This window comes from Sporocytophaga myxococcoides DSM 11118 (assembly GCF_000426725.1).
GTDB classification, from domain to species: Bacteria; Bacteroidota; Bacteroidia; order Cytophagales; family Cytophagaceae; genus Sporocytophaga; species Sporocytophaga myxococcoides.
Genome location: NZ_AUFX01000004.1, coordinates 134,506 through 150,436, shown reverse-complemented (window position 1 = coordinate 150,436; position 15,931 = coordinate 134,506). Strand labels below are relative to the sequence as shown.

Below are 15,931 nucleotides of genomic sequence, written 5' to 3'. Positions count from 1 at the left end.
TCAGCAATATCCGGTTATTTCATTAACTCTATTTTACTTTAAGTGTTTTTTTAGATGGCACATACTACTAAAATATTAGGAGAAGTTGTCCCTTATGTTTTTAATCTGTTAAGGGATAAGCTATCTCCTCAATATTTGTATCATAACTTTCATCATACAAGTGAAATAGTTAAATCCTGCATTGATCTTGGAAAGCTTGCAGATCTTAATTCAGATGAGTTGGAGATTCTTGAAGTGGCGGCCTGGTTTCATGATACAGGCTTTATAAACGGGTATAAAAACCATGAGGCTGAAAGTATGCGTATTGCGGAAGAATTCCTTTTGAAGGCTGATTTTGACAAGGATAAAATTGCTAAAGTTCTCAGTTGTATAAAAGCTACATCAAGATCAGAAGCTCCAACAGAGAAGCTTGAAAAGTTATTATGTGACGCAGATCTTTCTCATACTGGGGATAAGCAGTTTATTAATAAGGCAGAGTTATTGAAGTTGGAATGGGAAAATTTTGGAATGAGCAATTGTTCTGATCTGGAGTGGGATAAAAACCAGCTTAAGTTCCTTTCTTCTATTTCCTACTATACCAGAGAAGCAGAAGAGCTTTATGGAGCTCAACGATTATTAAATATAGTAGAGCAAAAGAAAAAGGTAGAAGCTTACCTGCAAAAGGAAGAAAAGAAAAAGGTAAAAGAGAAAAAGCCCAATGTGCCTAAGCGTGGCATTGAGACAATGTTTAGAAGTGTTTACAGGAATCACATAAACCTTAGCTCTATTGCAGATAATAAGGCCAATATGATGATTAGTATCAATACTATAATTATTTCCCTGATGCTTACTGTGGTAGGTGCTAAGTTTTCCTTTTTTGGCACCAGCCTTAAAGAAAATCCGGCTTTGATTTTTCCCGCAATTACTCTTATCGCAACAAGTCTGGGAAGTGTGATATTTGCTATACAGTCAGCCAAACCAAAGGTAACAAATAGGTTTGAAAAAGGTGATCCAAGGAATGATAAACATAATCTGCTCTTCTTTGGGAACTTCACTCACCTTAGTCTCCCTGAGTTTGAAGTATCTATTATGGAAGTGATGAAAGAAGATGTACTCTTGTATTCAAATATGATCAATGATTTATATTACCTGGGACTAGTGTTGCAAAAGAAATACAGGCTTTTAAGATATAGTTATACATTTTTTATGGTTGGCCTGATTGTGACTGTATTGGTTTTCGTAAGTATATTGATATACCTGAAAATAGGCAATCATCCTATAAAGCAATATCATTTAAAGTTTTCTTAGTATCAATTTCTTCTTTAAGTGGGCTGAGACTTAAAAATTTATAATGCACTTTGCCTATATAGTCATAGCTTTTGGAGCCACTTCTAAGCTTAGACCATGTAAAATTGTTTTTAATGAGGTGTTCATTTTGAGTGAACAGATACTGGTCCGTCATTAACAGATATTCCTTCTCTTTAACATTGTTCTTCAATATACGGTGTGCAAGTATCACGTCCGGACCAACAAGTTTCAACATACCTTTAATCTCAGTCGTTGTGATGCATCCATAGTGCACTATAATTTTAATAGTAAGATTGGAAAGCTCCTTAGGTTCTATATTGCTCTTCTCTCTTATGTCCTGTATTGCAAGGTGAAAGTCCAGAAAAGTCTTCTTTACTTGAGATTCAAGCATATCAAAACCTGGAGGATCTCCTGTTTTATAAAACATTACAGCATCACCCAGAATTTCAGCTGTTTTAAAATTTAATATGTTGGAGTCAATTATTACTTCTAACAGTTGATGGATGTATTCCTTACTTTTTTCGATTTTGGTGCTTTTAATAAATTTGGTAAATCCCGAAATGTCCGGAATAAAAAAAAATGCAGGCTGGGCATCCTCAATCGCTGAAATGAGATCTATATACATAAAGCTATACTCAGTGTAATAATGTCCTTTATCGTTTTGCCGGCAAAGGGACTACTAAAAATGAAACCCTTAAAAATCTACAATTGTTCTTATTCTATAGATTAATTGATAAATATCATTGCAATGAAAGGTCCTGACAAAGGCAGAATCAATATGATTCTGCCATTTATTATTTTATTGGTTTTTGCACTTTCTTTATCGGTTCTCCACTCTCCTGAGCCACTGAAGAATACTTTAAAATCAGCTGTTGAAATCGGGAAGAAGAAGCGTAAAGCTTCTCCTTACAAAACCACTACCATTCCTGTAGAGTGCAAAGAAGATATTATCATTTGCAGTTGAGCTAATTAATCCTATTATATTTAGGGAAATTTAGGTTTAATGAATAAAGTAAGTATCGTAGGTTGCGGTTGGCTTGGATTACCTCTTGCAATGTTATTTATTGAGAAGGGCTTTGCAGTAAAGGGAACAACAACGTCTGAGTTGAAAATGGATCAACTTACCAGGCTGGGAATCAAAGCTTTTCTTGTTAATCTTTTTGAGGATTTCAGGGCCGATAAAGATATATTTGATGCAGATGTCCTTGTTGTAACATTGCCACCTTCTCAGAAAAAGCAATCTGAGCAGAAATATCTTGATTCTCTTGATTTTCTTGTAAGTAACACATCTCCTGAAACTAAGCTCATTTATACTTCCTCCACTTCCATATATAAAAGTCTTAATACAGAACTTGGAGAAGAGGCAGTGAGAACAATTGAAGATAGTGATTATCCATTGTTATATAAAGCGGAGAAAATATTCCGGAATTCCGGAAGACCTTCTACAGTCGTAAGATTTGGAGGCCTCACAGGATATGATCGTATATTGATTAAATATTTTGCTGGGAAAAAAGATCTGCCATTTGGTAATGAGCCAGTAAATTTAATACACAGAGATGATGCTGTACAGATTATATTCGAAATAATAAGACAGCAGAAATGGAATATTATATTAAATGCTTGCGCTCCGAAACATCCCTTGAAAAAAGATTTTTACACTTTTCTGTCGGAAGCATACAATTATGAAAAGCCTCATTTTGCAGATCCTTTAGAACTTAACCCCTATAAGATCATTAACCCAGATAAGCTTATTAGTGAATTGTCTTATCAGTTTTTATTCGAAGATCCATATAAATTTAATTATTCAATTTAAGTTCATTTGATAGTAGGAATATCCAAACTCTAAGCACAACTTTTCCGAAGGGACTCCTGTTTGCTATATAAGGGACCTATATAAAGGAAGAAGATATGAGTAGGAGATTTAAGGAAAAAGACCCAGAAATGCCCAATTACAGGACTCCTATGGTGGAGAAGCTGGAAAAGTTGAGTCAAAAAGGTTATACTGTTGATTTTCAATTTGTGGATGATCAATTGGTGGATTTAGCGGATAATAAACCTTATGATCAGCAGCAGGTAAAGATTGTTGATATTTCACGTTTTGAAGGAATTACCAACCCTGATGACATGGCTATATTGTATGTTATAGAAACAAATGACGGAAAGATGGGAACAATCACAGATGCCTTTGGCGTTTATGGAGATCCTAATCTTGAAGCCTTTTTAAACGGGGCAGAGCATAATACAGAAAGACCATGTTAGTGAACATGGTCTTCATTTTTTCCGAATCTTTTTACTAAATATCCTATAAAGAATACTAAAGCCCATGAAGGGTATAGCGCCCAGATATCAGGAATGTTTTTATCTATAAAAAATAGTGTCACCTGAACAAATATGCTGAAAATTATTCCCACAACACTCAGCGACTGTATACCATTTAAATTCTTCATCGAAAATTAATAAGGTATAAATTTAAAGAATTGTTCCCTAAGGTTTTGATTTTATTTTAACTTATTTATCTCTTCTACATCACACTTTAGTTCGAGCTCATTTAAAATAAGTAGCAACAAAAATTGCTTTTTTGACTTTCTTAAAGAAAAAAAGGTAATTTTTTTATAATTATAACAATAGTGCTTAGCAGAGGTTGAAAAGGAAATTGCAATTAAGCTTTATGGTATCAATAACTTATTTAATTTTGGGCCGCGAAATAAAATTGCATTAAGAAGAGGTAATATAAATTGAAGAAATAAGGGGTTAGTGAATGCCTCAGAAGAAATAAGTAATTTCTGAGTATTTAAAGTAAAAAAAGTAAGCCTTATTTTAGTCGGTTCGGACTTTTGATTGTTATGAAAAAAATTATTATTCCGGTTGTTGTTATAATATTTGGTGCAGTGGGAGCTTTGGCATATAAAAGCTTAAGAATTGAAAAGATACCTTCCTTGTTGGACCGTCCAGTTGCAGATTCAGATGTGAATGAATGGAAGCAAATTAAAAAGCAAGTTGATGAGCTTCATTCAAGAATAAGAAAAAATTCAGAAGACAATAATTCAAGACTTGTACTGGCTAATATTTATGCAAATGAAGGTAGTATCTCAGGAAAGCATTTTTATTATTATTCAGCCGTGCTGGATCTATTAAATTATATTATTGATAATGCAGCTGAAGGTGACGCTATAAGGATTGAAGCTCGATTAAATAAAGCATCTCTTTTATTGTCTTTAAATCAATTTGAGCAGGCAATAGAGATCTGTAATGAACTTGCGGAGGAGGGCCATAAAAGCCTCCAGCTAAGTGAAATAAGCTTTGATGCCTTTATCGGAATTGGAGACTATGCAAATGCACAAAAGATAGCTGATCAACTGAATGCTTTCGGTTTTAACCTAAAAGTGCTTACACGTATTGCAATCTTGGATGAAATAAAAGGGGATCTGACTAAAGCTAAAAATGAATTAAAGAAAGGTTTGGATTCAGGAAATACTAATAAGGATTTGATCTGGAGCGCTCAATATAAGTTAGGCACTTTGTATGAAAAGGAATCGGACTTTGTAAAGGCAGAAGAAATATATAACAACATACTCTCTGAAAGCGGCGGATATCCTTTTGCAAAAGCAGGTATTGCCAGGATTAAAGCTGCAAATAAAGATTATGAGGGAGCTGTGGCTATGTTGGAAGCAGCATATAAATCGAACTCTTTAATGGTATTCAAACAGGATATTGCTTTGATCTATAAAAAGACTGGCAGAATAAATGATGCGAGAAAAGAGGTTCAGGATATTGTAAATTCAATAGAAGAGGGGGAAAAGGCTGGTTGTAATTATGACCTTGAAAGAGCTCGCCTATATAGCGAAATCCTTGAAGATTTTGACCTTGCTCTTATATATGCTGAGAGAGCCAAAAACATAAGGCCTGAAAACGTTGATTTAAATAAAGTTCTTTCGCTTATTTTTTACAAATTGGGAGAATACGAAGATGCAGCTTACTATTTAAGCAAGGCAACTTCAGTTCAGCCAAATGATCCATCAATGATGTGCCTTTCAGGGCTTTTAAAATATAAAACGGGTAACTTAAAAGAAGGCATTGATATTATCAAGAAGGCGATGCACCAATTGCATTACCAACACAGCATACTTACTGTTGAGGCTCATGACCTTATTGCTAAAAATGATTTGTCAATCTCAATGAGATAAATTTTACTTTAAGGTTACTTGCAAATTCCCAATTAGGTAACCTTATTTATTTTTAGTTTCAATTTGTACACTGGAATCCCACTGATTTGTTCTTTTATCAGACATACAATGTCATCATAATTGGATATTTATTTTGATCCCTCAATATTTTCCTGAATAGAAATTAAAAATAACCTAACCGCCAAAGACTTGTTATCTATGTATATTTGGGTATCAAGGTTATGTATACAGGCTGGAGTTTGCATCTATTTGTTGAAAAGAAATTGTTCTTTTTCCTTTGGCTCTTCCCTTCCGTTTTATTCGGTCAGCAATTAAATGAACTGGTCACATTATACCAGCATAAGTATAAAGAAAGCGAAGCTGTTATTATTAATTCCGAATCAAAATTTGAATTTGATCTAGCGGAAAATAAAGTAATAGTGAGAGAAGATAGGGAGCAAAAATTACTCTCTCTCAGGTACAATACCTTTATCAATGAAGTAGAATTTTATGACAGCAATTCAGATATAAAAGAATTCTCATGCGAAAGTAGTCTGAATCAAAAATCTTTTAATTCAGATAAAGTATGCGGCAATTACACGAATTCGGAATATTTTTTTGATGACAATAAATTTTGTACTCATAAACTAAAGCTTCAGGAGGCCGGTGAAGTTTGGAAAACGCATATTGACAAGGTCTATAATGATTCAAAATATCTGACTTCTGTTTATTTCCACGATAAGTATCCCATAGTAAATAAAAAAATTGTATTAAAAATTCCTTCTGACATAGATGTAGATATACGTGAATTCAACTTTGAAAAATTTACAGTAGATAAGCATGAGACGCTTCAAGGAAAATTCAGAATAGTAGAATATTCTATCAGTAATATATCTGCTATGGAGAATGTGAGACTGGGCAGAAGTGTGCAATTTATTTATCCTCATCTTCTTATACTTGTCAAATCTTTCCAAAGTGAAGGTGAAAGGGTAAATATACTTTCAAATTTGCATGACCTATATGGCTGGTATAGAAGCCTGACACGTCAGCTCTCAGTGCAACCTGAAACATTTGCTCCACTGGTGAACAATATACTTAAAGGTAAGGTCACGGATGATGAAAAGATCAGTACTGTATTTTACTGGGTTCAGGATAACATCAGATATATAGCATTTGAAAATGGACTTGCCGGTTTTAAACCAGATAATGCGCATTCGGTCTTTCAAAAGAAGTATGGCGATTGTAAGGGAATGGCTAATCTGACTAAGGAAATGCTTCGATATGCAGGCTATGATGCAAGGCTATCATGGATAGGGACAAAACGGATCAGGTACGATTACTCAATTCCTTCGCTGGCTGTGGACAATCATATGATTTGTACGGTAATATTGGATGGAAAAAAATACTTTCTTGATGCAACTGAAAAATATTTGCCTCTTGGCTTTATTGCCGAAAGAATACAAGGTCGCCAGATTCTTATAGAAGACGGTGATAATTATATTCTTGAAAAAATACCGGAGGTATCTAAAGAGAACGAGCTGGAATTAAGACAAGCAAAGCTTTCAATGAAAAGCGACATGCTTGTTGGCTCATACAAGTATATTTTGCAAGGAGAAAAAAAGAGAAATTTTTTATGTGGCTATCACTTCTCTTCAGGAGATACCAAGGATAGGTTGGTTAAGCATTGCCTTATTGACGAGAATAAAAACATGAAAGTCAATAATATTCGATTGTCAGATCTGAACCATAGGGTAGGACCCTTTGAGATCAATACAGACCTTGAGTGCAGAGGTGCGATTAGTTCTTTTAATAATGAATTGTACGTTGATATTGACATATCCAAAGACTTTAAAAGCTGGATTGTAGATGAAGAGAGGCAATCTGATATTGACTTTGGTGAAAAGATTCATAAAGTACTTGAGGTTGAGCTGGAGCTCAAAGATGGCGATTCTGTAATATTTCTTCCTGAGAAATTGCAGATAGATCATAAAGAATTTTCTGTTCACGCTGTTTATGTCAAAGACCAAAACAGAATATTATATAAGAAGCGAATAAGCATTGAAAATGGGATCATCTCAAAAGATTCTTTTATTCAGTGGAATGAAGCAATAAGGAAATTAACTCAGCACTATGATAGTCAAATTATTTTGAAGCGCTAATATTATGAAAAGGGGGATTTTGTTGTTTGTATGCATGGGAGTTTTGCAATTGTCTTTTGGTCAAAAGGATCTTGAAACTAAACTAAAGCAAATATATTGGAACAATGCAGGTCCTGAGTTCAGACAGATGAAAGCCCCTGATCGATGGAAGAATGAATCCGCTGTGATTCTCGCAACACGCATTGATTATCTCGGAAGTTTTGCAGGAGTGAAGAAAAGCTTTACAGAAAATATAGTTATACACTACCGGGTGCTACTTCAGGATAAAGCATCGGTAAGAGAATATTCAGAACTTACATTTAATCAGAATAGAATTAAAACCAATCTTATTGGTAAGACCAATGCCTATTCCTTGGTGGCGGTTAAGATCGTGAAGCCCGACGGGAGTGAAAAGATTATAGACCTGTCGTCTGCCGTGAAAACAGATGTCGGGAGTGAAAAGGATTCCAAAATGGCTGTTCCTGATCTGGATCAGGGAGATATTATTGATTTTTTCATAGCTATTCAATCAAAGGAGTCAGAAGTGCCTAATATTACAGAAAGCGATCTCCTGGAGGAAAAATATCCTGTTGTAAATAAGCAAATCAAATTTGTTGTTCCACGACAGATAAATTTTAGCAGTAAGTCCTTCAGAGGTGCTCCTGAATTTATAAAGACAAAACAAGGTAAAAGCAATATTTATACACTTACAGACACTATGCGCGGCAGGGCTCCTGAAGTCTTGTGGGATTTTCCACACAGGACCTCAGCAGAAGTCAGGTACAAGATCAGCAAAGCTAAAACAATTGGTCATATAGACGAAGCCCTGGTGGCTCGAGAAGCTTTACAAAACTTTGATTACAATAATCAGGATATCCGGTATATTGAAGATTATGTGAACCAAAACGTAGGAGAGGGTAAAAGCAAGGAGGAGGTCGTGAAAGAGATATATTATCTGCTCAGGAGTCCGATATTTCAGAAAGCATATTTTAACATTGATCAGGGAAACCCTCTGGATAATCATTATGTGTCAGAGAGGTTTTTCTTCCTTCTCAATAAGTATTTGAAAAAATACAATATTGAGCATGATATCATGATTGTGCCATCACGGAACTATGGACCTTTCTGTGATCTCGTAAATATGAGCAGTTGCGATTTGCTGCTTAAGATAGGAAAAGACTCCGGATACTATCTTTCTCGGCCCACACCATTTTCTATTCCAGGTGAGTTTCCATATTTGTTTGAAGGCATGGAAGCAGTGCTTTCAGGATACCCAAAGAATAATGCTGCAGCGAGGTTCAGTGAGGAGATACCTGTTTCCGGCAAAGAAAGTAATTTGACACATTCTCGTTATAATCTTTCTTTTGACTCCTCAGACCTTTCTAAAATTAATGTGAAAAGGGAAGTTTCTGCAAAGGGTAATAATAAAGCGTACCACCAATATCTGATTTTTACAAATCATGATTATCTGAAGGAATATGATAAACCACAATATCAGAACTTCAGCTATTCTGAAATTAAGAATCTGGTGAATGAATATTCTTACCTCAGAGAAAAGTCCGAACAGCAGGCGGTTCAGGAAAATTATGAACGGGAACGAAGGGTAGAGGACGATATAGAATCAGAGTTGGAAACAAAAATTTCAGGATATAAAAATCTTATAATCACATCTGTTGGAATGTGGGAAGACAAGCCAGATACCAAGTACTCAGACGAGTTTGTAATTGACAATGGCACCAAAAAGGCTGGTAAGAATTTTATTCTTGAAGTCGGGAAATTTATAGAAAAGCAAACAGAACTTTCAGATGAGCAAATTCAAAGGGATAGAGATATACATATGGGCTTTGCCAGAACATTTAATGCGGAAGTTACAATTGTTATTCCTGAAGGATACAGTGTCGAGGGAATAGATAATCTTAATATGAATGTTTCCAATATTTATGGAGGATTCATCTCTTCTGCAAGGATAGAGCAAAATAAATTGGTTATCAAAACTTCTAAATATTATACAAAAAATCATTGTTCTGCTGCAGACTGGCAATACATGGTTAGTTTTTTAAATGCGGCAGTACAGTTCAGTAAGTCGAGGATTTTGTTGAAGAAGTTATAATCATCATTCTGTTTGTATGACAGCTATCAGCTTATCGTTGTTTATTATGTTGAATAACGGTAAGCTGATTTCTTTTGAGGACTATGTTTAATGAACCACATAAGGAAAGTAGTTTAATTATAATCTCTCATTTTTTCGTGTATCCTCATTCTAGAAAACATGGCTGAATCTATGTTGTATGTGGTAGTTTATACATGCAATTATCGAAATCTCTGAAAATGAATAATGTTAGTATTTGATTTTTAGGAAAAAACTTCTTTATTGCGCCAATTCTCTGAAAAAAGAACCTGTTGTGAAAATGCTTAATACAGAGCAACAAGAGGACTTCCAAGTACAATTCTTAATAACTTCCTGAAATTAATTTAACAAACTGAAAATGGTTACCCACGGGGCACTTACGGTTTATGCCAGAATTAAGCCTGGAATGATAGAGCAGTTGAGGTCAAAGCTCTACGAAATCCACACACCACCAAATGATATAGAAACGAATCCTATCGTTCCCTTTAAGAAAATTTCAACCATACATTTCGCTCGGTTTGTTATTCTGGAGGAGGCAAAAGATCTGAAAGGTGAGACAATCGCCCCTGCACTTGTGCTTTCTACCAATTATGATAAGCCTTTAAACAAGCACATAGAGGAGTTAGTACAAACAGCAGGAGCAGGACTTGAGGAAATTTATCAACATTGCGAGGGCTTTGAAAAAGGGGAGAATCTAACTGCATTTTTTAAAAAAAGAAAGATTTCATGTGCAGCTTTCTATAAAGGAACTCCTTACCGCTCTGTAGCACGAATTCTGAGAGAGGCACAGCTAAGAGAAGACATCGCGGATTATATTGATAGGGAAATTAAGTCTGATAAAACTATAAATGCAAATACATTAAGGACTAGAATTGTCGAATACATCAGGAGTGAAAAAAAATATTCGTGGTTAAATAATAATGAAAATCCGACTTTTAAATGGACGGTATGGTTTCATATTTCGAAGATCCTTTGCATACTAACTTTAACACCAGTGGCAATTGCGGCAGCATTAATTGCAATAATACCCATCAGAATTAAAGAAAGAAGAGATTCGTCCGAAAAGAATGTACTGGAAGAAGAGAAGATTCTTAAACTTGTAAAAGAAGAAGACAAGATTGTACAGAATCAGCTTACCCACCTCGTAGACATTAAGCCAGGCTGGTTCAGGCTGATCACTTTGAAATTTGTTTTGTCCACTATAAACTTGCTGGCAATATACAAATTTAATAAAGGTGAGCTCGGAAGTATTCCTTCCATTCACTTTGCTCGTTGGGTTATTATTGACAACGGTCGTCGGCTATTGTTCTTTAGTAATTTTGATGGCAGCTGGGAAAATTATCTGGGTGACTTTGTCGATAAAGCAGCAGTTGGCCTTACAGGTGTTTGGAGTAATACCATGGATTTTCCCAAAACCAAGTTCCTGATGTTTGAAGGCGCAACAGATGAGCAAAAATTTAAAACATGGACTCGTGCACATCAAATTCCCACTCAGGTTTGGTATAGTGCTTATAAGCTACTTTCTGTTCAGAATATAAATAATAATAGTGCTATAAGAGAAGGCTTGACAGAAAAGATGTCTGACAAACAAATCAAAGAATGGCTTAAACGTTTTTAAAGATATGACCAGCAATATAGAATTTAAAGATATACAAGGACTTATTGTCAGGGGGCATAGTGAGCTTCCCGCATCTTGTTTTCTGCTTCTGAATATCTCAGATGCTGTTAAGGCTAGGCAATGGCTTCGTATCATTTCAGAGGATATTACAGATGGCATATCAAAGCCCTCAGAAAGGGCTATGCATATAGCCTTTACCTATGCCGGAATTAAAAAGCTTGGTATGGACGAGGCCTCTCTTAATTCGTTTGCCAGAGAGTTCAAAGAAGGGATGACAGCCGATCACCGCAAAAGGGTGCTAGGAGACCTGGGAGGAAGTGATACAACAAAGTGGCAATGGGGTGGACCGGCAAATGAAGAGGTGCACATACTTCTTATGCTTTATTATTCTCTGGAAAAAAATCTTGAAGATGATTGTGCAATTCAAATTTCAAAAATGGATGGTCTTAAACTAATTCAAAGACTTGATAGCAACTTGTCCACTCTTAAGAAAAGGAAGGAGCATTTTGGATTTCATGATGGTATATCTCAGCCTTTGATCAAAGGTTTTAACAAGCAGGCCGACCCCAAATTTATGGTTGAACCTGGAGAATTTATATTGGGCTACCAAAATGAATATTTAAAATTGCCAGATAGTCCATGGGTAACAGGCAATGAAAATCCATGTGAATTATTGCCGCTTCTGCAGGATGGCAGCAATAATTATGATTTTGGAAAGAATGGAAGTTATATGGTTTTCAGACAAATCAGTCAGGATGTTCTGAAATTTTGGAAATTTATGGATGATGCTACTAATGTTGATGGCAGTGAAGAGGAGAAAAGAGTCAGACTTGCTTCCAAAATGATGGGACGCTGGCCTAGCGGAGCACCTTTGGTAAAATGTCCGGAGCGAGACAATCCGGATTTAGGTCGGGACAATTCGTTTGAATTCCATCACTCTGACAGAGATGGTTTGAAATGTCCTTTTGGTTCGCATGTGAGAAGGTCAAATCCTAGAAATTCCAAAGGGCCAACTCCCGAAGAATCAGACCTTATTAATAAAAGGCATAAAATACTAAGAAGAGGAAGGCCTTATGGTACATTTATAGAATCATTTGATCCCGCAGAAATTGCTGCTCATCCTGAACTTGCAAAAGATAGAGGACTGCATTTTATTTGTTTTAATACTAGTATCAGCCGCCAATTTGAATTTATTCAGGATACATGGATCAATAGCTCTAAATTTCAGGGACTTTATAATGACCCCGATCCCATTTCAGGAAACCCGTTGGGAAGGTGTAGATCGGAAACAGGTACTTTTACAATTCAGGCAGAACCAGTAAGAGAAAGAATTAAGGATGTGCCTGCATTTACAAAGGTGATTGGGGGAGCTTATTTTTTTATGCCGGGTATTAAGGCGGTAAAGTACCTTTCCTCAATCAAATAAAGTTGAGTCAAGTGGATATGAAATTAATGTTTTTGAGAGAAAAAGAGCATTTTTGGCGTATTTGCTTGATTTGTAATGTTTTGTATTTTTTTTCATAGGTTTCCCCGATTAATTTGACTCAAGTATATGTGCTTGTTTTTTTAATTTCTGAAAAGCTTTTTTTTTGCACGTCTTTTAAATAATTATTAAACATAGTATCGTGCAGATTTTAGTGGTTTTTAGATAATTTTTGCGTCTGTTAACTATAATTTTTTAAGGAAATTTTAATGTCAAATTCGGGTTAAACTACTGGGTTTTAATGCTAATTTTTTCATTGAGAGAAGATCACTCTTTTACTTTGTGGTACTTATTTTAAAACCTGAGGGATTTTTTATGAAAAATGTAGATTTCAATGATTTAATGTATTCAGATCTGATTCTTGACAAATCAACCATTGATCAGAATAGCCAGCCTGCTGAACAAAAAATTGTCGTTATGGATAAGCAGGAATGTATATTTTTAAAGGTTAAAAATATATGTTACATAGAGGCAGACGGCGCATATTCAAATATTTATCTCCAGGATGGTAAAAAGCTGGTAGTCTCCAAGAACGTAAAGGTATTTGCTGACAAGCTCTCTGAAGATCTGTTTTACAGGATTCATAAATCTTACCTTATAAATATAAACTTTATAAGTAAGTACATTAAAAGTGATGGAGGATATCTGATTATGGAAAATGGAGCTTCAATTCCGGTATCAGTAAGAAAGAAAGACCCTTTGTTAAAACTTGTAGCCCAATTATCTTTATAAACTAAGGCATTATTTTTATCGTCGATTTTGAATATTGGATGATTTGAGCTTATTTAGCTGTACAATTAGAAAGGGAAAAAATTAGTTTTTTTGAGGCGGTAAGTTCGCTGTTTTTAATTGAGTAATAGTTAAAATTAGGATGCTGATATGATGCTTTTGAAACCGCCAAAGGCATATCAGAAAGTTTCTAATAATTTTGAGAATATTTGTTGTTTCAGATTTCTCATCATGCAGAACAGATTTGACTGTATGGTTTACGAGATTTTTTAATAAAAGGTGGTTCACAATATTAATTTGAATTTTGCGAGAGTAGTCGCGGAAAAGTCCGTTACATTTATTGAGTCATACTGTGGTAGGATTTCTTCAGTAATTCTCCTGTGTATATTTCATATCACGGGGATTTATGCATCCACCCCTATTTTATTGACTGATGACACAGAAGAGTGGTCTGTAACAAGATCTTATGTTGATTATTGGGAGGATAAGTCTGCAAAATTTACCATTTCAGATGTTTTAAAAATTGCTGAAGATGGAAAGAGCTTTAAAACAAGTACAGCGCAGGACTTATTAAACATGAGGACCAGCTCAGCCTATTGGCTGAAATTTAATATCATCAACGGCACATCCAATGAAAAAGGATTCCTCATTGAGATGTTCGACTTTGATATTGATGAAATATCATTTTTTTATCCTGATACTAGTGGTGTTTATAAGGAAGTTAAAGCGGGTTTCAATACGGTATTTTCTTCAAGGCAGATAGGGCATAAAAATGTAAGTTTTCCCATTACCTTTAGAAGTGATACATCAGTAACCGTATTTATGAGATTCAGATCGGAAAGCCTGAATCTAATGGAGCCGATAATTAAGTCTTACGCCAGATTTATAAAATATGGTTTGAATGAGTACATCATGTTTGGCATTTTTTATGGCTTGCTGATGCTCATGATTTTTTACAACATATTATATTTTATAATTCTCAGAAGTGCTTATTATTTATATTATGTAAGTTATGCCCTTGCTGTACTTATATTTTTTCTAACGAGAAGTGGAATAGGTTTTCAGTACATTTGGTATAATCACCCAGGTTTCAATGTTTATCTACCTTTTGTAAGCCTTTTCATATGTACAGTTTCAATGCTGAAATTTTTTATAGATTTTTTTGAATTGAAAAAGAATGCCTCAAACGTCTATAGATTGTTTCGTATACTTATTTATTTCCGCATTTTATGTTTTTTAATTCAGCTGATTTTCCCGCCTTTGGAGTATATGTTTCTGGTAGACCTGATTTGCTATCAGATAGTATTTTATTATGGAATTCACATATACAGGGCAGGAAATAATTCTGCAAAGTGGTTTGTTGTGGGCTTTTCCATATTGAATTTTACCGGTGTAATCTGCTTGCTGGAGGGCATCACACTTATCCCTTCCAATATTTTTTCTGTATATTCTATTAATGCCGGGGTTATTTTTCAGCTTATGTTTTTATCTATTTGTATTGCAGAAAAGGTTCGACAGCTTTATGCAGAAAGGAATGCAGTGCAGGCTAATCTCATCCTTCAACTTGAACAAAATGATCTACTAAGGGAAAAGGTAAACAGGGAACTTGAAGAAAGGGTCAAGGAAAGGACAGTTGAATTAAATAAAGCAAAAGTGGAGCTGGAAAGGCGGGCTGAAGAAAATCAAAAAATGAATATTGCTCTAGACCTTGCTAATAATAAGCTTCAGAAACATCTAAGTGCATTTGCTCAAACTGTGGTAATGAACACCCATGTAGATTTTGAGTCATTCAAAAAGGCATATCCTGATGATTTGTCTTGTATGCGTTATCTGTTGGATCTTAAAGAAAAAAGCGGATTTTGCTGTAAAATGTGCGGTAACACAAGGCCGATCAAAGGTAAAGCAAAGTTTGATATCAGATGCGCTAAATGTAATTACAATGAATCCCTGACAGCAAATACAATATTTCACAGAACCAAGTTCTCTCTTCAGAAGGCTTTCTATATGCTTTATCTTGTGTCTCAGACACGTACTGATATTCCAGCTGCCGAGCTTTCCCGGATGCTTGAACTGCAGAGTATCACTTGTCAGAATTTTAAAAGCAGGATACTTGCCAGGATGCAGGTACTCAAAAAAGTTAATAAGAGTAAGGTGATGAACTGGGATCTGTTGATTCTCGACAAAGAATTTAATGTTTAGATCTTGGATCACGCAGAGATTGTATAAAATTCAGAATCCCCTTTATTATAATCCAGTCTTCTTTTTGTCTTAAGATGATATAAGTGATTGCTGTCTGTTCGGATACTTTTCTTTAAAAGCAACTCACGCAGAAAACCTGTTGATAAAGTTAAAGTAATAGGTCCCTATATAGCAACCTATTACTTT

General features: G+C 35.1%; 13 protein-coding genes. 11 read left to right on the top strand and 2 right to left on the bottom strand.

The genetic code is table 11. The features are described 5' to 3' along the window. Window positions 1-54 precede the first annotated feature (54 nt). A complete protein-coding gene (locus K350_RS27265) occupies window positions 55-1,287 on the top strand; it encodes a Pycsar system effector family protein (protein WP_051312841.1) in 1,233 nt (410 codons plus the stop codon). Here K350_RS27265 and K350_RS27260 read toward each other — a convergent pair. Beyond that, on the bottom strand, window positions 1,256-1,912 hold the full coding sequence (locus K350_RS27260; RefSeq protein WP_051312840.1) for a DUF2652 domain-containing protein: 657 nt from the start codon (window positions 1,910-1,912) through the stop codon (window positions 1,256-1,258). The genes K350_RS27265 and K350_RS27260 overlap by 32 nt on opposite strands. 123 nt (window positions 1,913-2,035) lie before the next feature. Here K350_RS27260 and K350_RS0103500 point away from each other — a divergent pair, with 123 nt between their 5' ends. The 3 genes from K350_RS0103500 to K350_RS0103490 all read left to right on the top strand — a co-directional run bounded on the left by K350_RS0103500 (window position 2,036) and on the right by K350_RS0103490 (window position 3,546). Then, complete coding sequence (locus K350_RS0103500) at window positions 2,036-2,251, top strand: hypothetical protein (RefSeq protein ID WP_028978713.1); 216 nt, start codon at window positions 2,036-2,038, stop codon at window positions 2,249-2,251. Window positions 2,252-2,290: 39 nt separating this feature from the next. After that, window positions 2,291-3,100, top strand: coding sequence for a Rossmann-fold NAD(P)-binding domain-containing protein (locus K350_RS0103495; protein ID WP_028978712.1), 810 nt, complete (start codon window positions 2,291-2,293; stop codon window positions 3,098-3,100). 95 nt (window positions 3,101-3,195) lie between these two features. Then, on the top strand, window positions 3,196-3,546 hold the full coding sequence (locus K350_RS0103490; RefSeq protein WP_245598435.1) for a hypothetical protein: 351 nt from the start codon (window positions 3,196-3,198) through the stop codon (window positions 3,544-3,546). Here the strand turns inward: K350_RS0103490 and K350_RS0103485 are convergent. Further along, window positions 3,543-3,734 (bottom strand): hypothetical protein, encoded by a 192-nt coding sequence (locus tag K350_RS0103485; protein ID WP_028978710.1) that lies wholly within the window; start codon window positions 3,732-3,734, stop codon window positions 3,543-3,545. The genes K350_RS0103490 and K350_RS0103485 overlap by 4 nt on opposite strands. Window positions 3,735-4,130: 396 nt before the next feature. On the opposite strand from K350_RS0103485, the gene K350_RS0103480 reads away from it, so the two are divergent. From K350_RS0103480 to K350_RS0103450, 7 genes are all read left to right on the top strand, one after another. Next, on the top strand, window positions 4,131-5,471 hold the full coding sequence (locus K350_RS0103480) for a tetratricopeptide repeat protein (protein WP_028978709.1): 1,341 nt from the start codon (window positions 4,131-4,133) through the stop codon (window positions 5,469-5,471). A 221-nt stretch (window positions 5,472-5,692) separates the two neighbouring features. After that, window positions 5,693-7,609 carry a transglutaminase-like domain-containing protein gene (locus K350_RS0103475; protein WP_028978708.1) on the top strand — a complete coding sequence of 639 codons (1,917 nt, stop codon included), beginning with the start codon at window positions 5,693-5,695 and terminating at the stop codon, window positions 7,607-7,609. Between the two features lie 4 nt (window positions 7,610-7,613). Next, window positions 7,614-9,698 carry a hypothetical protein gene (locus K350_RS0103470; protein WP_156026909.1) on the top strand — a complete coding sequence of 695 codons (2,085 nt, stop codon included), beginning with the start codon at window positions 7,614-7,616 and terminating at the stop codon, window positions 9,696-9,698. 376 nt (window positions 9,699-10,074) lie between these two features. After that, window positions 10,075-11,334, top strand: coding sequence for a hypothetical protein (locus K350_RS0103465; protein WP_028978706.1), 1,260 nt, complete (start codon window positions 10,075-10,077; stop codon window positions 11,332-11,334). Window positions 11,335-11,338: 4 nt separating this feature from the next. Continuing rightward, window positions 11,339-12,760, top strand: coding sequence for a Dyp-type peroxidase (locus K350_RS0103460; RefSeq protein ID WP_028978705.1), 1,422 nt, complete (start codon window positions 11,339-11,341; stop codon window positions 12,758-12,760). A 372-nt stretch (window positions 12,761-13,132) separates the two neighbouring features. Further along, entirely contained in the window at window positions 13,133-13,549 is a 417-nt protein-coding gene (locus tag K350_RS27255; protein ID WP_156026907.1) for a LytR/AlgR family response regulator transcription factor, read from the top strand. A 294-nt stretch (window positions 13,550-13,843) separates the two neighbouring features. Beyond that, window positions 13,844-15,745 carry a 7TM diverse intracellular signaling domain-containing protein gene (locus K350_RS0103450; protein ID WP_211236710.1) on the top strand — a complete coding sequence of 634 codons (1,902 nt, stop codon included), beginning with the start codon at window positions 13,844-13,846 and terminating at the stop codon, window positions 15,743-15,745. Window positions 15,746-15,931 lie beyond the last annotated feature (186 nt).